The organism is Nocardia sp. NPDC019219 (assembly GCF_040632645.1).
In the GTDB taxonomy this organism is placed as follows: domain Bacteria; phylum Actinomycetota; class Actinomycetes; order Mycobacteriales; family Mycobacteriaceae; genus Nocardia; species Nocardia sputorum.
In genome coordinates, this window is sequence record NZ_JBEYCG010000004.1 from 144,431 (window position 1) to 163,389 (window position 18,959).

Sequence of the window (18,959 nt, forward strand, 5' to 3'; positions counted from 1 at the left end):
GTCTCTCGGTTGACAAGCGCTCCCTTGTGGGGCGACTCGGGACATTGATCGCTTACCCGGGGCGTTGGGGGGCAAACAGGCGGCGGTCCCGCTACCCACGCTCGGCGCCGCCGGTCGATCCGCCGAATCCGGTCCTCGTGCCTTCGCCCTCGAATGCGAGGACCACCCGAAACGTGCGAGGACATCCGCCGACGCGTCGCGACATTCTTGCTGCTGCGGCAATCACACTTTCGTCATGGTGACCGCACCTGACCATCGAGTGAAGGAGGGTCCGAAATGAAGAAGGTCGGAATTTTCGAGATGCCCACCCGAAGCGAGATGCGCGATCCCGAGGCGGTGAAGAAGCGCATAGCGGCCTCCAACGGCGGCCGGGACGACGCCTACGGCGCGTATCAGCTCGCCTGCCTGATGGCCGCCACCGAGGCGGAAGAGGACGGAAGCGACGACGAGTCCTGCCTCAGCCAGTTCGAAGACGCGCTACCCGGCTGGTTGAGCCGTCTCGGCTTGAAACTGGACGTCCACGCGTACGGCGTCTGCCACATGTCGGATGTCGACAGCACCGATCGGGGCGACGCGTCGTCGATCTATTGGACCTTGTCCGGGTTCCGGGACCGTTCCCGAATCTACGAGGCCATCGCCTTTCCGTCCGGCACACCGGCGCCGTCCGGTTCGATGATGGAGCAGTACGACGATTGGTCGCAGAACGCCGCCGCGGTAGCGGAAGAGGAATCCACCGACTCGGCGCGATTCGCCACGTTCGTCGACTCGATGTCGCGATACCTGAACTCTTCCGGCAAGAATTTCCCCGGAACCTCATTCGGCTACTTCAACAGCGCAGGCAGCGAAATCTATACGCCTAGCATGGAGGAAACCGGAATGCTCTGGAGCGTGGCCCCGCTGGGCTCCTTCGACGGCCACATGTACGAATGCGTCACCGCCCTGCCGAAGTGAGTTCGAGATCCACGGCACCTGATTTCGGCATCGTGCGGAGCACGTCCCCGACTGTGCCCTCGGGCGTCCGCACGGCCCTCGTCGACAGCCGAGCTCCTGCTACCGCAGCGAATCCGTTGGTCGAGCCCACCCGCAATCGACGGCCCGGCATCGAGTCGACCTCGATGCCGGGGCCGAAATGCCGCGAGTCACTGTGACGACTCGGTGTGAACCCCAGTGGCACAGGAAGTACCGTCACGTCTCACCCCCGTCGGGCTCGAGCCCCTATTTGGCGTCCCCGTAGCATTCCACCACCGCCGTGGTGCAAGGAAACCGAACCGGTGTCGGTCCGAAGGCCAGCCGGCCCGCGGTATCGGCCGCGGTGGCGATCATCTCGGCGACCGTCGTCGCCTCCTCCGACGGGCAGTGCACCATCACCTCGTCATGCTGGAAGAAGACCAGCTCGGCACGGAGCCCGGCACGAGCCATCGCCTGACGCAGGGCCGCCAGGACCAGCAGGGCCCAGTCGGCGGCGCTACCCTGCACCACGAAGTTACGAGTGAAGCGGCCACGGGCACGCGCCGCCGAGGTACTGCCGTACTCGCCGGGTTTCTCCCCGGACAGGTCCTGATGGTCGGGCGGCGCGGCCGATACCGGCGGGCACGTCCGCCCCAGCCACGTGCGTACCAGACGACCCTCCTCACCGGCGCGCGCCGCGTCGTCGACATAGGCCACCGCGGCCGGATATCGGCGACGCAGACCGGCCAAGTGGGTCAGCGCATCGCCGGAGGTCTGACCGTAGATGGCGCCCAAGAGGGCGAGTTTGGCTTGCGCGCGGTCGCCGCCGAAGCCACGGGCCGCCAGATCCGCGTACAGGTCCTCACCTCGACCGGCCACCTCCATCAGCCCTGGATCCCGCGAGACGGCGGCGAGTATCCGTGGCTCCATTTGATCGGCGTCGGCGACCACAAGGCGCCAGCCCGGATCGGCACGTATCGCCCGGCGGATCACTTTCGGGATCTGAAGTGCTCCACCACCATTGGTGGTCCAGCGACCGGAAACCGTGCCGCCGGGCAGGTATTCGGGACGAAAGCGTCCGCCGTGCACCCACTGTTCGAGCCAGGACCAGCCGTGGGCGGTATACAAGCGATACAGCGACTTGTAGGCCAGCAGTGGCGCTACCGCGGGGTGATCGATGCGTTGGAGTTCCCATTTCCGCGTGGAAGACAACTCGATTCCGGCGCGGGCGAAGGCCTTGATGATGTCGTTGGGCAAGTCCGGACGGACCCGCACTCCGTTGCCGAAAGCCCGCGACACTTCTTCGGCCAACTCCGCCATCCGGCGCGGTTCCGACCCGCCCGGGTAGCGCTCACCAAGCAGTGTGTCCAGCAACTCGCGGTGGACGTCCGCGCGCCACGGGATCCCCGACCGCGACATCTCCGCGGCAACCAGCATGCCCGCCGATTCGGCGGCGAGCAGCAGTCGCATCCGCTCCGGATGCTCGGTGGCCGCCGTCCGGGCGATCTGACCCGCGTAGACCTGCAACAGGGCGGTGAATTCATTCGTACCGGCCGGCAGCGGCACCGGGCCCGACTCGAACAACGACGGCTGGCTCTCGGCGGCCCGTGCGGGGGCATCCGGCGGAACGGGCAGGTTGTGCAGGCGAGCCCAAGCGGCCGCCAGCGAACGAGGCTGACCCGACTGCCCCTCCTCATACCCGATCAGCAATGCCTCCGCGGCCTCCACGTCGTAGCAGCGCTCGACCCGCACGCCCGCCGCCAGCAGGCGTCGGTAGATCTCGGCGGTGGACCGCCACACCCACCGCTCGACCTCGGGGCGGGAACGCACTGCCTCGGCGATCGACGGCTCGTAGACCACCGCCCCAGCGGGCCGGCCGTCCGGATCGAGTGGACACAGATACGCGCCCCCCTCGCCCGATTCCGCCACCGCCCACCTCACGTCCCCGAGTCTGGCACCAGTGTCCGACACCATCGGCAGCGCTTCGTCGCGTCGCCGGGCTGTTTCACCGGATCTCACCGCATGCCGACGGTCCAACCCTCGTCGGCCAGGCCCGACAGAATCGGCAACCGATGATGCCATCGGTTCGACGAGCTGGACGTGGACCCCGGCGCGGGACGGGGTATGTCCGGTCCCGGGCATACCCCGTCCGCTTTTCGAGGCTCAGTGCGGTTTCGCTCCAGCGCGCTGTCGGCCCGGCTCGGCCTTGGGCCGGTCAGCCGAGCGTGCGGGTGAGGAAGTCGCGGATTAGTGCGGCGATCTCGGTGCCGTGCGTTTCCAGGGCGAAGTGGCCCGTGTTCAGCAGGTGCAGTTCGGCGTCCGGCAGATCGCGCAGGTAGGCGCGCGCGCCGTCGGCTCCGAAGATCTCATCGTGCTCGCCCCAGGTGATCAGGACGGGAGGCCGGTGCTCAGCGAAGTACTTCTGGAACTCGGGGTAGCGATCGAGGTTCAGTTTGTAGTCGGCGAAGAGCTGGAGTTGGATCTCCTTGTTGCCTGGCCGGTCCAGGTAGTGCTGATCCAAGGTCCAGGTGTCGGGGCTGATCCGCGTCCGCCGGTCGGCCGGGACGCCGTGGGTGTACTGCCATTTCGTGGCGTCGAGTTCGAGCAGCTTACGCACCTCGGGCTCGTGTGCCGCCCGGTCGTTGGCATGTGCGAACAGCACCTCCCAGAAGGGGGTGAAGCCCTCCAGGTATGCGTTGCCGCTCTGGGTGATGATCGCGGTGACACGGTCCGGATTGCGGGAGGCGATGCGCAACCCGATCGGTGCACCGTAATCCTGGATGTAGAGGGCGAACCGCTGCACGCCCAAGACGTCCAACAGTTCCGAGGTGACCTCGGTGAGCTTCTCGAAGCTGTAGTCGAAGGCGAGCACGGACGGCATGGCCGACTGCCCGAACCCGATATGGTCCGGCGCGATCAGGTGATAGTCTGCGGCCAGCTCCGGCAGCAGATTGCGGAACATCGCCGAACTCGTCGGAAAGCCGTGCAGCAGCACAAGCGTCGGCTTGCTCGGATCTCCCGCCTCCCGGTAGAAGACCGGCAGCCCTTGGACCTCGACGGTGTTGTGACGCACTGCGTTCATCGTGTTTCTCCTGGTCGTGTTCATCGAACGGACACTCGGGGTCGGTCGTGGCAGCGGATGTCGCCGACCCGGCTTCGCGCCTCATGTCCCTCCTATAACCCTTCAAACATCTTTCAGTGGTTAAGGGTGTCCGCATAAATCTAACCTGTCAATGTGACATAGATGGTTATCTATAGGGGAATATCCTCAGCGCCGCACAGCAACCTCCCCGGGAGCCCAAGCCCGCACCATGCGTTAGCTAGTGCATGGGCTACCCGCGCGTGACACCGGCTACTGTGTCCTTTGTTCCGGAGATCTCGTCCATCAACATCCGCAGCGTGAGTGAGTGCTTCTCGGGCGGAAGCGCGTCCAACGCATTACGCGCCGCTCGGACACCCTCGGCTCGATCACCGGCTCTCACCAGCATCAGACCCCGATGCATCTCCAGATGTGTCGCGAAGCGCGGCAGTTCGGCCGGAAGTTCTCTTCGCGCTTGCTCTTGCGCTGCCACCGCTGCTTTCTCGTCCCCGAGCCGTGCGGCCAGCAAGGAGAGGAACACGTTCATGCGCCACCAGGGGACGGCGTAGTCGGAGGTTTGCTCATACGAGCCGGACTTGTCGAACACCCGGCGTCCCTCTTCCACGAGAGCACGCCCCGCCCCGTGGTCTCCGCGCAGCACTGCCGCATGCGCCTTGCCCATAATCGCGTTGAGACGCCCCAGGCTCGGCTTGTCCGACAGTGCTAGTGCTTGGTCAGCGAAGACATCCGCGACCCGCAGCGCCGCACCTTCGTAACCGAGGGCAATGGCGGCACGCCCGTGCACCCATACTCGTGTCTGCTCGTCCTCGGAGCGGTCTGCGGCCTCAGCGGCCATGCGATACCAGGTGACCGCCTTCGTGCCGTCCGACCCCGGAAACGTTTTCGCATACAGAGTCATCAGCCGCGCTGCCGCAGCCCACATCCGCGGGTTGTCCAACTGCTGTTGCAGGATCGCCAGGTCGATGGCCAGGCGTCGTTGGATATCCGCCGCACCCAACGACATGTAGTCTGTGCCATAGGCGCTGAGCTTCGCCTGCCACGCCTCGACATTCGGCCCGGCATGAGCCAACCGCGCCGAGAATCCAGCCGCCAGCAGATCGGATGCCACCACCGGCGCGATGCTGGTCGCGGCAACCTGAGCCAAGAACTTCCGTCTGTTCATGCCATCGTCCTCGAAGACAGCCAGAGGCACGTCCAGCACGGCCGAGAGATGGCGTAGCCAGAACCGGCTGGGCACCGTGTCTCCGTTCTCCCAACGCCTCGAGATGTACCCCCGAGAAATACTCGCCCCCGAGTGGGCGGCCAGCTCGTCCGCCAGCCGCCCCTGCGACCATCCCCGAGCCTTCCGAAGCTCACGGATCAACTCGCCCACACCCATACCGCGATCATCTCCCGGCTCGGCAGAGCGTGGAAGGATTAGCGCCAGCTACAGCCGGTATGGCATGGATGCACCGTGCGGGTGAACAGGCATTTAGAGCGGGTCCACATCACCGACCGGAATCCGACGGATCGATCGGGGACTCGCATCGCGAACAGGCCCCCGCTCGTCAACAGTGGCGGGCAGTCAGCGTGTCCGCGACCACCTGTCGACGAGGGTCTTCCATGCGAGCGCCCAAGGGAACTGGTCGATGTACCGTTCTCCCGTCCCAGGATCGTGCTGGCGGTATACGTTGTCGCCGACGAGAACGGTTACACCCCATCGTTCGAGCTTTGCCATCGCTTCCTGTACCGCAGGAAACCTGATCTGTGCCCAGTTCGAGAACGGCATTGCGACGATGGGCAGCTGCTTGCCCACACCTTCGACCAGCAGCCCCAGCGGCAGTGTGTCCGAGATCCCTGCGGCCCATTTGGCCAGCGAGTTGCAGGTGATCGGAGCGACGATCATCGCGTCTGGAGGTGGCAGCACGTCTGGCGCGTCGGGGTCTTTGTACTCGCTGCGAACTGTGTGACCGGTCAGTGCGGCCAGTCCATCAGCGTCGATGAATCGCCGACCGTCCGGGGAGGCGATGACGCAGACATCCCAGCCGTCACGTTGAGCCAATTCGACCAGTTTGCCGACATCGCGCGCAGCGGGTGAACCCGTCACGAGCGCGTACAGTACCGGGCTGCGGTGTGCGTTCGTCTCTTCCATCGGCTCAGCCCTTCACCCCACGATCTCGTCCATCAGTGGGACGGCGTACTCAAAGGTTTCGACATGAACCGCTCATGTGCCCACGTGTTCAAGCCTCAATCCAGCCTCGCCCCCGCCGACTGTCGGGCCGCGAGAGCTGGGATCGCCGCGATTTTTCCTTGTGGCAGTGAGTCCCAGATAATTCCAGCGGGACGGCGACGTTCGTCGCACCAGATCGCATCCTCCGGCGTGACGATCAAGTCGACGCGGAAGTCGTGCTCGCCCTCGGGAAGTGACTCACTGAGCACTTGCAGTCGGTGTACGGTTGTCGCGATCACTGTGTCTGGACCGATGCGGCCACCTTCTTGCAGAAGTGCAAGCTCAATGTCGGAATATCCTGCGCCCTTACCCAAGCGAGCGCCACTGCGGTTCACTGCAACGCTGCCGATTACTACCATGTCGACCGGGCGTATCTCATCAACTTCAACGTTTCGGCCGATCACGGATGCGATTTCCTTCTGAGCCGCGCGTTCGGGGGGCTCATCCAACGTGGCGGGATCGAGAAAGTAGAAAGGCTTCGGCGCATTCAGGCGCGGGACGGCCATATATACTATTTTCCCCTCGCTGAGCGCGCGAACTCGCACCGGTAATTGTGCGGTGTCTGGAACTGTTTTGATGACGTTGGCGCACTTCCACTCGTCCAGACCGGCCAAGCGTTCAGCGGCAGCCTCTGCGCCGGAGAATGCGGGAATGTGGCGAGGTGCGCCCTGGCGCGTGACTCCTTCGCGTTCGAGCAAATCCCAGACTTGTTCGCGGAATGCCTGCTTCCGCTGCTCGGTAGTCACTGCGCCCACTCCTATCTCGTCATCAGCTCGAGAACGCGATCGTACACTTCACGCAAAACCGCAGAATTACGGTAAGGCCTAAGCTCCCGACATGCGTTGAACACGATGTTCAGCCCCGCGCCGCCACGGGCCTTTTCCACGGAATCAATTGCTTTATTGAGGAAGTGTGCACCTTCTTCAAATTTATGTTGCCGAATTTGGGCCAGGCTCAGATTTCCCATGACGATGGCATCGGTCTTGGGCTTCTTCCCAACCATGCACGGCACTTCCTCTAGAATTGCCTGAGCACGCTTCTGCTGCCCAAGGAAGAGATAGCATGATCCAGCAAGTCTGTTGTATTCCGCCACGAAATCTATACCAAGGATCACTTCCTCTTCATAAACTGCACGATGCACACCATCGGCACGACTCAAAGCCTGTTCGCAGTCGATCTTCCTACCCATCATCGCGAAGGCTTCGGCTTGATGAAGCAACGCTACAAACGCCAGCTCTCGACTGAACTTCTCCACTGTAGCGAGGAGCCTTATCGTCAAGCTCAATGCACGGGAAGGGTTCTTTTCGCCGTAGAGCGATACGTAGATCTTCCGCAGAAGCGCTTGCCCTTCCGTAATGGGATCGCCCAACTCCTGCGCTGCCGCGATTGATTGGTCGAGGTAATAGTTCGCCGTCGCATTGTCCCGTCGCTGAGAAGCATCCCAGACAAGACGGCTCATGAGTGTCGCGCCCTGCGCTTCCACGGCAAGTAACTTCTTCCGGGCAGATTCAGTGGTCACCTGATTGTGCAAGAATCTGACATGTCCGAGATGTTGTCCAGCTTGCCCGAGAAGAGATGTCGAAGGCTCGATGTCATAGGACGCGTTGAGATCGTAGATGTGACCTCGGATAAGCTCGATGGTGGTCACATCGAATTTCTCGGCAGAAGCAGTGCGGTGCACGCTGTCACTTTCGTCGCCCGAACTCACCGCGGGTCGATTGCCGTCTCGCACGTTGGCGAGCGCAGACAGAAAGCGCGCCCGCTGCCGGTCATCGAGACGTTGCAGCAAGGTGTCCATCCCCTCGGCGAACTCACTCGCAAGCGTGATGGTTGGTCCGCGACGCTCCCACTTTCGAACGGCAGCTAGAGAGAACCCGGACAGTGCCGCAAGCTCCTTCTGCGTGAGACGAAGCGCTTCAGTACGCAGCAGCTGCACTTCAACACCCGTCCACCTGGTCACGATCATCGCATCCGTCCAATCGTGCACACCGGTCCCTGGTGGAGACGAGCGTAGCGCTTCCGTAGCACTCCGCGTGTTCCGATCGCATTGGCCATGAACCACGCTCATAGACAGCCCCGACGCCGGGTGCCGCCAGTTCCTCATCCCGGCCCTGCTGGTCGCCCGATGATGGACGGCCGGCGGTTGAGCCTCGACGTCGGGTGCACGCCAATCGTTCGAGCGAGGGGAGACGCTTGTGGATTCATCGAAACACGTTGGGCACACGCCGTTGTCGTTGTGCCACTTCTACCGCCACGTGTGTGACCTGCCCGCCGAAGTTCACCCACCGCATCTAGGCCGCATAACGCTACGCGCGGGCCGGGTGTGCGGGGTCATGATGCCCGCGTTCATCGGCTCGGAAGTCAAAGCCTGGATGCACCGCACCGGTCAGCAGTCCGGGCCGGTTCTGACGCATCCGCGTTCGCAGCGTTGGACGTTCCTGACCGGGCCGGATCTGCCGGAGGACATTCGGTTGTTCGCGGAGATGTCGCGGTTGGGTGTGTCGATCCTTCGTGCGGGGGAGATCGCGTTGCCCGGTCCGGGTCAGCGGCCTGGTTTGTTCCGGGCGTGGGTGCATCCGCCTCGCGATGCCTACCGGCCCTCGGGACGGGTGGTGGTCGAGGCGATCCGGGGCTGCGTCGCAGAGCGTGTGCGGCAGCGAGGGCGGGTGATGGCGTATGCCTGAACAACCCAACGCTGTGGTGCCGTTCGGGTGTGGTCCGGCGTGTGGGCCGTGGATCACCGTCGAGCAGTGCGGTCTGTTCACCTTCGACCAGCAGACCGGGGACGTGCTGTCGGTCAAATGCCCGTCGATGAATTGCTTCGGGCAGATGGTGAAGGTGGTTCGTGGTCGCATGGCCGACCACGATTCCCCGATGGATATCGCGCTCGGTGGCCAGAAATGCCCGTGGATCGGTATCCGCGTCGTGTTCGACCCCACCCGCTATCCCGACCTCGCCGCCCAGCCTGCCCCGCCGCCGCAGGCTGGTCGGTGACCGGGGACCAGGACGCCGAGCGCGCCGACGCCGAGTTCGACGTCCTCACCGATGTGATCGGCACCCTCGTGGCCGCCACCGCGGACGCGGTGCGGGACGGAATGAGCGACACCACCCGTGTTCGCGTGATGGCGATGGTGATCTATGAACTGATCAGCAGCGCCCGCAATGCCGCGGCGCCGCACACCGGCCGCTTGTATGCCGCGCCGGTGCTCGATCCGATCATCGAGAACATCCCCGCCGCTGACGACATCACCCTTCTCGACTTGCTGATACCCGCGATCATCGGCCAGCACATCATCGGCACCTGACAACGACCTCGACAGACCGCCCCGGCACGCCACGCGCCCCTGGTCCCCCTTTGCGCCACAGGGAAGCACCCACATGCCGGGGCACCCGAAAGGGGGAAGGCTGCGCGAACGGGACTCCGCATCGGTATGCCCAACCGAACGCGCCGCCAGCCTTCCCCCGATCCGCCTCAAACACACTGAGCGACAAAACGATCGCTATCCGCGTGACTACCTTTCGCGGAAGGTCCGCCTATGCACACTCCCAGTACGAAGCGGGGTATGTGATGACATCCCCGCTACCGAACGAGCCGGATGTGCACCTGGTCGTGCGGCTGCGCGGCTACCACCTGCACTATGCGGCATGCCTCACTGCCGCTTTGATCTTCGTCCAGGACGAAGGGGTACGGCACCGCACAGACGGGGTGTCGGTGGCTGGTGACGCATCCGACCGCCTACCGAGATTGCCCGGTGAACGGCTGTATGTAGAGCGATGATGATTCCGGAGGACATCCCACGATCGCGACATGCCGCCTGTGGCCGTCGTCCGGGGGCGCGAAACTGTAGTGCTTCGATCATGACGAGAAGGAGGTAGACGTGGGGAATGACGAGCAGATGATCATGGATCTCGGCGTACCCGTCGAGCAGACTAAGTGGGGTATATGGGTTGCCCCTGACCGGCATGCGGCACAGGTGCGGAAATTTCTCGATCGCGCCGGATTGCCTGCATTGCCGCAAGAACCATGGGACTTCGAATCGGACGAAGCAGACCAGATCAGCGATAAGATCGCGGAGCTGTTTCCGGATGTGAAGGCTGTAACGCTCCCCGAAAATGCAGACAACGTCGATCAACTGGTGTGCTTCATTGGAGAATGGTTCATCCGGTATCTCGATGCGCGATGGCTCGACCTGGCCGATATGCCGCCCGGCTACAACGACTGCGAAGATTTCTCCATATACGACGACATCAAGCCGGGTATAGCTTTCAAATTTCAGCACTGGAAGACCTGCACCGCGGAACTGCTTGTGAACTTCGTTATAGAACATGAGTTCATAGACATAATCGAACTGGTGTCCGTTGCGTTCTGGAGACTGCGTAAGGGCAGCACCCCATTGTTGTCCGAGTTGAGCACCAACTTCTCGGGCCATCCTCCTTTCATGTGACCCACACATTGATATTTGCTTCGTAAGTTCGGGGGCGGGATTGCCTGGTGACGGCTATGACAGTGATCGCAACGGATTCGATAACAATGAACGGGGGCGAATCTTCGAGAATGGTGCCGATCGATTCTTCCGCGACCGGGAGAATGGGTACGTCATCCACTCTCGAACTTACGAAGTCGGGCAAGATCGGATTCAATTCGACAAGATCAAGGAAGATCGCGGTATCACCTACACCATCGAAGAAAAGTCGGGCAGAATCCGGGGAGGAAAAGACGAAAAGCAACTCAGAGCGGTGCGAGAGCTTCTTGATAAGAATAAGAACCACCAGCATGTATTGCGATCCGTGCAAGGTGAGTCGATATCGAAGGAAGCGCAGGAACTCATCGTCGGATTGCTTCGAGACTTCCCGGATCAGTTCATACACCAAGTCATAGCGCGAGCCGATGCCCGCGAGATTTGGGCGCGAGGGCGCGCGTTGGAGCAGGGCCAACAACTCGAATTGCCCGGCGTCGGCGAAAAGGCTCGTCAGCAGCGACAGCAGGAGAAGGCGAAGCGGCAGGAGAAGATCGCAGAGCTGGCGAAGGCACGCGACCGAGCCGAGAAGTTCCGGAAGATGCAGAAATTCCGGGAAGCCGTCGCACGTGGCCGGGCAGATGCGCCACAGAAGATCGAACGCGAATGGCAGGTCCGAGCAGAGGCCGAGGGAGCCAGGCAAGCACACCAGACGCCGGAAACCGAACGTGCGCGGATCGAACGAGAGGCCGCCGAACGAGTGGCGCAGGAATTCCCGATGCCCAGCCAGTATCAGGAACGCGAAACCGCCGACACCGGGGAACAAGCGGCCGGCGCAGCGGCCGAGAAGGAGCGAGAGGCCGCGATCAAAGTGCAGGACCAGGCGCGGGACGCCGCGTTCAAGGAGTTGGACGAGAAAGGGCGTCTGTCCGAGGTGGAAAGACTCGTGTGGTTGGGCCAGGCGACCCACCCGCAAGCGGCCGTGCGAGAGCTGCCTGGTCATGCGCCGAGCGTTGAGCGTGGCGGCACCGGACGAGGACAAGGCCGCTCACGGGGAGTAGCCCGCGACCGATGACCGCCCGCGCTCGTTCCCAGTGCGGTCGGCCCCTCATTAGTGATGCGGTTCGCGTCGCGCGGCGGACCGACGCGGGCAGGGAGCAGCCCGGATAACAGGATCGGCAGCGTGGAGCACGCACTCGACAACGGGTTGCTGCCGCAACAGCTGGCTCACCTGTCGGCTCACACCGCCGAGGAAGCCCGGCATCGGGTAGCCGCTCCCGATGCCGGGCCTGGAATCACTTCTGCGGAGTGGGCATGGGCGAGTTGATCGTGGAGAAGTACATGATCGCCGCCCCGATGGCGACCGGGGCGGTCACCAGGATCTGGCCCGCTACCGTGCCGAGGGCGCCGACGGCGACGATGCCGCCGAGGCAGCCGACGGCGGCGGCCGGGATGAACGGGCCGAACATGCCGACGATGGTGGCGGCGGCGACGGTGGCTCCGGCGATGCCGCCGAGGACGCAGCCGACCGCCGCGCCGCCGATGCCGCCGACCAGGGTGCCGATGGTGGCGCCCATGGAGAGGGTGCTGGTCATCCGGGACCAAGCGGCCTGTTCACGGTCGTACTCCGTCTTCCATGGCGCCTTGTCCTCGAACGGCAGGGCGACCGGCTTGTAGGTCGCGTGCGCCAGGTCGAACTGCGGGGTCAGCGTCGCGGTGCGCTCGGAGATCTCCGCGGTGATGGGGAATTCGAACTCGTCGACCAGGAAGGTCAGCGGCGTGCCCGCGACGACGGTGCCGTCGGTGGCCTTGATCTTCAGCACCTGGTCCTCGACCACCAGCGAACCGGAATCGATCGTGATGATGCTGGCGGTCTCGGTGGCGTGGGTGGTGAAACCGATGGCCTCGGCGGCCTCCGTGGACGTGGCTTCGACGGACGTGCTGTCCGCCGTAGCGACATCGGGAGCGGCGGAACTCGTGCCCGCGGCGATGCTCACGGCAGCGGTGGTGAACGCGGCGGCCAGGGCTAGTTTCGTGATCTGCATGGAGAATCCTTGGTTTTCGAGGCATGGCGGAGCGACGGCCATACCAGTGACGTTCGGTAGGTCGTGGAAGTAACGGGCCTTCGCCCGTGGATGTGTGGTTAAGCGGCCGCGCGGAACCGTCCGGCGAGCCCGAGCAGCACGTCGATCGCGAGGAAGACGAGCAGACTCACCCCGACCAGCGGGACGAACCAGCCCACCCCCAGCGCGGCGGCCACCAACGGCACGACCAGCCACAGCGAGGTCTTACGCAACGCGCCGCGCCGGGGAGCCCGGCCGAGAACGAACCGGCCCGCGCCCCGGGTGGGTCGCCTGCGCCACCACATGAGGTAGCCGCGCACGATCACGGTGATCAGGCCGATCATCGCCGCGAGCAGCAGCAACTGGTTGAGCAGCCCGAACATCAGGCCCATGTGGAACTGGATGCCCCAGTTGGTGAGCTTGGCCATCAGCGGCCAGTCGGCGTAGGCGAGCCGGTCGGTGACCGCGCCGGTCGCACCGTCGACGGCGACGGAGTCGACGGTGTAGGTGCCGGGCATCCGGCGTTCCTTCACCGCGAACGCTGTGCCCGGCGCGGCCGGGACGGCGATCTCCGCCGCCTGCGTGATGCCTTCGGCGCGGGCGGTCGCATACACCCGATCCAACTGGGCGATCCGGTCGGCCGGGTCCGCGGGCGCGTGCTCCGTATGGCCGCCGCCATGGTGATCGGAACTCGAATCGTGGCTCGGGGCAGCGGTTCCGGGCAGGGCTGTGCTGACCGCCGGTGTGGTCCAGCTCAGTTGCTCACGCAACGCGGTGATGTTTTCGCCCGCGTAGGTCGACCAGGTCATGCCGGTAGCCGACAGCAGCAGCGCCAGCGGAAGCACCCACATACCGACCGCGCCGTGCCAGTTCAGGGTGCGGCCCCGTGCGCGCTGCGACCGATCGGCCGCCCACAGCCAGCCCCAGCCGTTGCGGCCCCGGCGGCTGCGCACCCGGCGCACCCAGATCACGAGTCCGGCCAGCGCGACGATCCACAGCCAGGACGCGGCGAGTTCGCTGTAGAGCCGGCCGGGCTCGCCCAGGTGCAGATCCCGGTGCAACCGATCGATCCAAGTGCGCATCGGCAGCGCCCCCGAGCTGCCGTACACGACGGCATCGCCCACCGGCTGCGCGGTGTACGGGTTCACGAACACCGCCAGCCGCTCGGATTCGCCCAGCGACGGGTCACTGAACAGCACCCGGGTGGTGTCTTCGGCGCCCGCGGCCGGGGCGACGGCGACGAGCGACAGGTCCGGGCGGGTGGCGACGGCCGCGCCGACCTGCTCCGACAGCGGCTTCGGCGTTCCGCTCTGCGTGACCGTCAACAGGTCACGCGACGCGATCGACTCCAACGTCGGCGAGATCGCGTAGAGCGCGCCGGTGACGGCCGCTATGAGGATGAACGGCCCCACGAACACTCCGGCGTAGAAGTGCAGCCGCATGGCCAGCGCGTACAGGCTGTTCCGCGCGGTGGTCCGGCGTGGGCCGGGGGAGTCCGACGGCTCCGATAAGTCGGCGTCGGGAATGGTTTCTGTTGTACTCACGGTCGTTTCGTTTCTGACGGCGGAAACCCGGATGGGGCACAAACCACGTCCCGAAGGGCACGGGCGACAAGCACCTACCTCGCGCGGGGACGTTCGCCACGGAGCGTCGACCGTCCCCGTCACGAAGGCGATCACACCGCCGAAGGATGGGTTTGCGACCCGGACGACGGCGTCGCGTCGGCACGCTCAGGCGTGGGCACGAGAGTGCGCGGCGACACCGCGCTGCACGGAAAACCGTGACGCTGAGCGACAACTCACGCCACAGCGCGGGTGCACCGGGTGTAGGAAGAATTCAGAGAACGACCGCGAGAGGCGGGGCCCGGGTGCGCAGCGCCTCGGCGGCGAACACACGGAGGACGACCCGGTCGCGGTGGAGCGTTCGCAGGGGAGCGCGGTCCGCGACTACGGGCGGGGTGTGCCGCAGCGGGAGCACGCGGTGCAGCACCGCGGTTCCGATCCGGTACGCGGCTTCCGCGCCGCGGATCACGACGGCCGCCGCGAACGCGGCGCACACGTGCGCGACGAGCATGGCCGGAGTCAGCTGGGCGTCACCGTGATGCAGGTGTCCCGAGCCGATCCCCATGGTGAAGTGCCCGAGCAGCTGCCCGGCGACCAGCGCCGCGACCAGCCCGGACGACGTCTTGCGCAGCGGAGCCAGACCCGACACCGACGCGCCGAGCACGGCGGACGCGGCGGCCAGCAGCGCCAGCGCGGTGGTGTCCGGCAGCATGCCGCCGGAGGCCCAGCCGTGCGCCGCGACCGAAATAGCCCCCGAGATCGCACCGGCCGAGCCACCGCGCACCCGCGCGACGGCGCCGCGACGTCCCGCGGCAGACCGGTCGAACTCGTAACTCACCCGCTGATGATAGCGGACCGATTGCACGGGTCCGACCGCATCGGATCGCACCGAAGCCGCAGCTTCGGACCGGAATTCACTTCGGCCTCCCGGGGCGGGCGGCAGGCGCACCGCCCGGCAGGCCCGGGACGCGAACCGCTCAGCCCGCGTCGATCTCCATCTCGATCAGCGGCTTGCGCAGCAGCTTGCCGGTCGCGTTGCGCGGCAGCTCGTCCAGGAAGATCACCTCGCGCGGGACCTTGTAGCGGGCGAGGTTCGCCTTGACGTAGTCCTTGATCTCCTGCGGGTCGCGCTTGCACTCGGGACCGGGCACCACGAACGCGCGCAGCCGCTTGCCGTACTCACGGTCGTCCACGCCGACGACAGCGGCTTCGAAGATGTCGTCGCGGCCGGCGATGAGGTTCTCCACCTCGAGCGGGAAGACGTTCTCGCCGCCGGAGACGATCATGTCGTCGTCGCGGCCGTCGATGTAGAGCAGGCCGTCGGCGTCGAAATGCCCCACGTCGCCGCTGGACATCATGCCGTCGACCATTTCCTTGGTGCGGCCGTCGGTGTAGCCGGTGAAGGCGAAACCGTTGTCCACGAAGATGGTTCCGGTGACGTTCGGCTCGGTGATCGGCTTGCGGTTCTCGTCCAGCAGCACGATCCGGATGCCGACCGGAGCCTTGCCCGCGGTGGTCGGGGCCTTACGCAGATCCTCGGGGGTCGCCACGGTCATCACGGCGCACTCGGTGGAGCCGTAGAGGTTGTAAAGGCTGTCGTTGAAGTGATCCAGCGTGCGGGTCACCACGTCGGGCGCGATGGCCGAGCCCGCCGCGAAGATCACCTTGATGCTGCTGACGTCGTACTTCGCCAGCACGTCCGCGTCCAGGTCGAGGATGCGTTGCAGCATGGTCGGGACGACCACCAGGGAATCCGCCCGGTACTTCTGGATGTTCGCCAGCGTCTGCTCGGGGTTGAACCGGCGCTGCTGGAAGACCACCCGGTTGCCCAGCGCGAGACCGAGGGTGAACTGCGACAGGCCGGTGCCGTGGAAGATCGGCGCGGCCATGATCATGGTGCCGTTGTTGGGCAGCGGCACCCGGTCGATGAACTGGGCCGACGCGAAGGGGCTCACCCGGTCGCGCGGGGCGCCCTTCGGGGTGCCGGTGGTGCCGCTGGTCAGGATGACGATGCCGCCCGGCTTGGCCGGGGCGGGCAGCGCGGCACCGGACTGTCCGCTGATCAGCGAGTCGACGGTCGGGATCGCGGGATCGGCGCCGTCCTTCTCGTCCACCCAGGTGAGAATGCGCGGGATCGCGGCGGGGATGGCGCTCATCAAGTCGATGAACTCGCTGTCGTGCAGCACCGCCTTGACGTTCTCCCGCTCGGCCACGTCGGCGAACTGCGGCTTGGCGAACCCGGTGTTCATCAGCACCCCGCGCACGCCGAGCTTGCCCGTGGCCAGCAGGCTCAGCACCATGCCGCGATGATCGCGGGCCAGGATCGCCACCACATCACCGGGATCGACGCCACTGCTCTGCAAGCCCCGCGCCAGAGCGTTGGACTGCTCGTTGAGCTGGCCGAAGGTCAACTCCCCGCGTTCGTCGACGATCGCCACGGCGTGCGGCCTGGTCTGCGCGGCGTGCATGACGACACCCGCGAACGGGCCGAACTTCAAGATATTGAAGGCAGACCGTGCCGCATGGTCGGGCCGCAGCGGATTGAACAGCCGCCGCTTGACCATCACGTTCACGCCAAGGGCCAGATCGCCCGCCTTGCGGGCGGTACCGCCCAGCGCGGGGAGGGAAAGAGACATCGACGACAACCTTCCGGCGGTGTCACCCGGTGATCCTCCGGGTGGTGCGGACCGCAACTCGATATACCCAGTGCTGGTGCTAACACTAGCAAGCGTGTGTAACTGGTTGTGTCACGTATCTCATCGGGTCCATACCCGCTGGTAATGGGCCGGGCACGAGGGCCCGGCCCGCCGTCGATCAGGCCTTGACCTCGTACTCCACCAGCACGCGGCGCAGCAGTTTGCCGGTCGCGTTGCGCGGCAGGTCGTCGAGGAAGACCACCTCGCGCGGCACCTTGTAGCGCGCCAAGTTGTTCTTCACGTACGCCTTGAGCTCCTCGCCGTCGGGCGAGTGACCCGGCTCCGGAACGACGAAGGCGCGCAGGCGCTTACCGAATTCCACGTCGTCCACGCCGACAACCGCCACGTCGAAGACGTCGGGCCGCTCCAGCAGCAGGTTCTCCACCTCTTGCGGGAAGACGTTCTCGCCGCCGGACACGATCATGTCGTCATCGCGGCCGTCCACCATGAGCAGGCCGTTCTCGTCGAAGTGGCCGACGTCGCCGCTGGACATGTAGCCGTCGATGATCTGCTTGTGCCTGCCGTCGGTGTAGCCCTCGAACGGCGCGCCGCTGCGGATGAAGATGCGCCCGGTGGTGTTGATCGCGGTGACGCGCTGGTCGTTCTCGTCGTAGAGCCGCACTTCGCAGGTGATCGGCGCGCGCCCGACGGTGCCGGGCGCGAGCGCGAGGTCCTCCGGGTTCGCCACGGTCGCGACGGCGCATTCGGTGGAGCCGTAGAGGTTGTAGAGCACCGGGCCGAACGCCTCGGTGGCCTTGATCGTCAGCTCCGGCGACAGCGCCGAACCGGCCAGCACGATCGCCTTCAGGGAGGACGTGTCGTACTTCGCCCGGATCGCCGGATCCAGCTCGACCATCCGGTGCAGCATCGTGGGCACCGCCACCAGCATGTCGGCCTTGTGCTCGGCCACCAGCGCGAGCGTCGCCTCGGCGTCGAACCGGCGGCGCACCACCACCTTGTTGGACAGGGCCGCGCCGACCAGCCAGGTGGCCAGGCCGGTGCTGTGGAAGATCGGCGAGACGATCACCTGGGTGCCGCGCCGCGGGAACGGGATCCGGTCGACCATCTGCGCCGTCGACAGCGGAGTGACCTTGGTGCGCGGGGCGCCCTTGGGCAGGCCGGTGGTGCCGCTGGTCAGGATGATGAAGCCACCCGGCTTGCTCGGTGCGGGCAGCGGCTCGGTGGAGTTCGCGGCGACCAGGTCGTCGAGCGTCTGCGCCCCCTCCGGCAGCGCGGTCCCCTCGTCGACCCAGGTGAGGTAGCGCGGCAGGTCGGTGGGCAGCGCGTCGAGCAGGCCGAGGAACTCGCTGTCGTGCAGCACCGCCTTGACCTTCTCGCGCTGGCACACCTCGGCGAACTGCGGTTTGGCGAACCCGGTGTTCATCAGCGCCACTCGCACGCCGAGCTTGCCCGCGGCGGCCATGGCGATGATCAGCCCGCGGTGGTCGCGCGCCAGCAACCCGATCACCTGGCCTTCGGTGATGCCCGCCGCTTGCAGGCCGCGCGCGACGGCCGTCGACCGGTCGTCCAGTTCGCGGTAGGTCAGCTCGCCCGCCTCGTCCACGATGCCCGGAGCGTCCGGCGCCACGCGCGCGGAGTGCCGGATCAGGGTCGCCTGGGGGCCGAGGATGCGCGACTCCTTCATCGTCCGCAGCGTCTCCAGCGGCTTCTTGGGGTCGGTGACACCCCGGCTGCGCAGCACCCCTAGCGCCTTGACGGCCTCCAGCGTGTGGGCCAAGTTCATGTCGAATTACCTCCACAAAACCCTCGCGTCGGTCCTCGACCTAGCGAACCGGTACGGCGTGTTGACTTGCCACCGTAGCAGTGCGGAGTGTGACAGGTCACAGTTGAAACGGACAAATCAGTCTCGGTTCGGTTGCGTCCGCCCCAGGTCGAGACCGTCCGCGGGCCGATTCCGGCCTTT

17 protein-coding genes are annotated in these 18,959 nt (G+C 65.4%); 5 read left to right on the forward strand and 12 right to left on the reverse strand.

The genetic code is table 11. The features are described 5' to 3' along the window. Nucleotides 1–276: 276 nt before the first annotated feature. Nucleotides 277–951: a hypothetical protein gene (locus tag ABZ552_RS10080; protein WP_281917519.1), complete on the forward strand. Its 675-nt coding sequence runs from the start codon at nucleotides 277–279 to the stop codon at nucleotides 949–951. A gap of 264 nt (nucleotides 952–1,215) precedes the next feature. Here ABZ552_RS10080 and ABZ552_RS10085 read toward each other — a convergent pair whose 3' ends face one another. The 6 genes from ABZ552_RS10085 to ABZ552_RS10110 all read right to left on the reverse strand — a co-directional run bounded on the left by ABZ552_RS10085 (nucleotide 1,216) and on the right by ABZ552_RS10110 (nucleotide 8,244). After that, the gene (locus ABZ552_RS10085; protein WP_357436447.1) at nucleotides 1,216–2,889 is read right to left on the reverse strand and encodes a bifunctional 3'-5' exonuclease/DNA polymerase; all 1,674 of its coding nucleotides are present in this window, start codon (nucleotides 2,887–2,889) and stop codon (nucleotides 1,216–1,218) included. A gap of 274 nt (nucleotides 2,890–3,163) precedes the next feature. After that, nucleotides 3,164–4,030 (reverse strand): alpha/beta hydrolase, encoded by an 867-nt coding sequence (locus ABZ552_RS10090; RefSeq protein ID WP_281917521.1) that lies wholly within the window; start codon nucleotides 4,028–4,030, stop codon nucleotides 3,164–3,166. 250 nt (nucleotides 4,031–4,280) lie between these two features. Next, the gene (locus ABZ552_RS10095; RefSeq protein WP_357436449.1) at nucleotides 4,281–5,426 is read right to left on the reverse strand and encodes a helix-turn-helix transcriptional regulator; all 1,146 of its coding nucleotides are present in this window, start codon (nucleotides 5,424–5,426) and stop codon (nucleotides 4,281–4,283) included. A 186-nt stretch (nucleotides 5,427–5,612) separates the two neighbouring features. Further along, the gene (locus tag ABZ552_RS10100; protein WP_357436451.1) at nucleotides 5,613–6,179 is read right to left on the reverse strand and encodes a flavoprotein; all 567 of its coding nucleotides are present in this window, start codon (nucleotides 6,177–6,179) and stop codon (nucleotides 5,613–5,615) included. Between the two features lie 95 nt (nucleotides 6,180–6,274). Further along, entirely contained in the window at nucleotides 6,275–7,003 is a 729-nt protein-coding gene (locus ABZ552_RS10105; protein ID WP_357436453.1) for a 5-formyltetrahydrofolate cyclo-ligase, read from the reverse strand. 11 nt (nucleotides 7,004–7,014) lie between these two features. Beyond that, nucleotides 7,015–8,244: a helix-turn-helix transcriptional regulator gene (locus tag ABZ552_RS10110; protein ID WP_357436455.1), complete on the reverse strand. Its 1,230-nt coding sequence runs from the start codon at nucleotides 8,242–8,244 to the stop codon at nucleotides 7,015–7,017. Between the two features lie 346 nt (nucleotides 8,245–8,590). Between ABZ552_RS10110 and ABZ552_RS10115 the strand changes: the two genes are divergently transcribed. From ABZ552_RS10115 to ABZ552_RS10130, 4 genes are all read left to right on the forward strand, one after another. Continuing rightward, nucleotides 8,591–8,941 carry a hypothetical protein gene (locus ABZ552_RS10115; protein WP_357436457.1) on the forward strand — a complete coding sequence of 117 codons (351 nt, stop codon included), beginning with the start codon at nucleotides 8,591–8,593 and terminating at the stop codon, nucleotides 8,939–8,941. Further along, the gene (locus ABZ552_RS10120; protein ID WP_357436459.1) at nucleotides 8,934–9,251 is read left to right on the forward strand and encodes a hypothetical protein; all 318 of its coding nucleotides are present in this window, start codon (nucleotides 8,934–8,936) and stop codon (nucleotides 9,249–9,251) included. The genes ABZ552_RS10115 and ABZ552_RS10120 overlap by 8 nt, the downstream gene beginning before the upstream one ends. Further along, nucleotides 9,248–9,562 (forward strand): hypothetical protein, encoded by a 315-nt coding sequence (locus ABZ552_RS10125; protein ID WP_357436461.1) that lies wholly within the window; start codon nucleotides 9,248–9,250, stop codon nucleotides 9,560–9,562. Before ABZ552_RS10120 ends, ABZ552_RS10125 begins: the two co-directional genes overlap by 4 nt. 573 nt (nucleotides 9,563–10,135) lie before the next feature. Then, complete coding sequence (locus ABZ552_RS10130) at nucleotides 10,136–10,702, forward strand: hypothetical protein (RefSeq protein WP_357436463.1); 567 nt, start codon at nucleotides 10,136–10,138, stop codon at nucleotides 10,700–10,702. On the opposite strand, the gene ABZ552_RS10135 is transcribed toward ABZ552_RS10130, so the two are convergent. From ABZ552_RS10135 to ABZ552_RS10160, 6 genes are all read right to left on the reverse strand, one after another. Next, nucleotides 10,695–11,717 carry a hypothetical protein gene (locus tag ABZ552_RS10135; protein ID WP_357436465.1) on the reverse strand — a complete coding sequence of 341 codons (1,023 nt, stop codon included), beginning with the start codon at nucleotides 11,715–11,717 and terminating at the stop codon, nucleotides 10,695–10,697. The two genes, ABZ552_RS10130 and ABZ552_RS10135, sit on opposite strands and share 8 nt — an antisense overlap. A gap of 292 nt (nucleotides 11,718–12,009) precedes the next feature. Next, a complete protein-coding gene (locus tag ABZ552_RS10140; protein ID WP_357436467.1) occupies nucleotides 12,010–12,759 on the reverse strand; it encodes a hypothetical protein in 750 nt (249 codons plus the stop codon). Nucleotides 12,760–12,857: 98 nt separating this feature from the next. Further along, nucleotides 12,858–14,321, reverse strand: coding sequence for a PepSY-associated TM helix domain-containing protein (locus ABZ552_RS10145; RefSeq protein ID WP_357436469.1), 1,464 nt, complete (start codon nucleotides 14,319–14,321; stop codon nucleotides 12,858–12,860). Between the two features lie 292 nt (nucleotides 14,322–14,613). Further along, nucleotides 14,614–15,177 carry a hypothetical protein gene (locus ABZ552_RS10150; protein WP_281878090.1) on the reverse strand — a complete coding sequence of 188 codons (564 nt, stop codon included), beginning with the start codon at nucleotides 15,175–15,177 and terminating at the stop codon, nucleotides 14,614–14,616. 139 nt (nucleotides 15,178–15,316) lie between these two features. Beyond that, nucleotides 15,317–16,975, reverse strand: coding sequence for an acyl-CoA synthetase (locus ABZ552_RS10155; RefSeq protein WP_281878092.1), 1,659 nt, complete (start codon nucleotides 16,973–16,975; stop codon nucleotides 15,317–15,319). A gap of 178 nt (nucleotides 16,976–17,153) precedes the next feature. Further along, entirely contained in the window at nucleotides 17,154–18,779 is a 1,626-nt protein-coding gene (locus ABZ552_RS10160; RefSeq protein ID WP_281878094.1) for an acyl-CoA synthetase, read from the reverse strand. Between the last annotated feature and the right edge of the window lie 180 nt (nucleotides 18,780–18,959).

Excerpts from the sequence above, each read along its gene's own strand:
- ABZ552_RS10080 (WP_281917519.1), top strand. The coding sequence starts at position 277 with ATGAAGAAGGTCGGAATTTTCGAGATGCCCACCCGAAGCGAGATGCGC.
- ABZ552_RS10090 (WP_281917521.1), bottom strand. The coding sequence starts at position 4,030 with ATGAACGCAGTGCGTCACAACACCGTCGAGGTCCAAGGGCTGCCGGTC.
- ABZ552_RS10095 (WP_357436449.1), bottom strand. The coding sequence starts at position 5,426 with ATGGGTGTGGGCGAGTTGATCCGTGAGCTTCGGAAGGCTCGGGGATGG.
- ABZ552_RS10100 (WP_357436451.1), bottom strand. The coding sequence starts at position 6,179 with ATGGAAGAGACGAACGCACACCGCAGCCCGGTACTGTACGCGCTCGTG.
- ABZ552_RS10115 (WP_357436457.1), top strand. The coding sequence starts at position 8,591 with ATGATGCCCGCGTTCATCGGCTCGGAAGTCAAAGCCTGGATGCACCGC.
- ABZ552_RS10120 (WP_357436459.1), top strand. The coding sequence starts at position 8,934 with ATGCCTGAACAACCCAACGCTGTGGTGCCGTTCGGGTGTGGTCCGGCG.
- ABZ552_RS10135 (WP_357436465.1), bottom strand. The coding sequence starts at position 11,717 with ATGACCAGGCAGCTCTCGCACGGCCGCTTGCGGGTGGGTCGCCTGGCC.
- ABZ552_RS10140 (WP_357436467.1), bottom strand. The coding sequence starts at position 12,759 with ATGCAGATCACGAAACTAGCCCTGGCCGCCGCGTTCACCACCGCTGCC.
- ABZ552_RS10155 (WP_281878092.1), bottom strand. The coding sequence starts at position 16,975 with ATGTCTCTTTCCCTCCCCGCGCTGGGCGGTACCGCCCGCAAGGCGGGC.
- ABZ552_RS10160 (WP_281878094.1), bottom strand. The coding sequence starts at position 18,779 with ATGAACTTGGCCCACACGCTGGAGGCCGTCAAGGCGCTAGGGGTGCTG.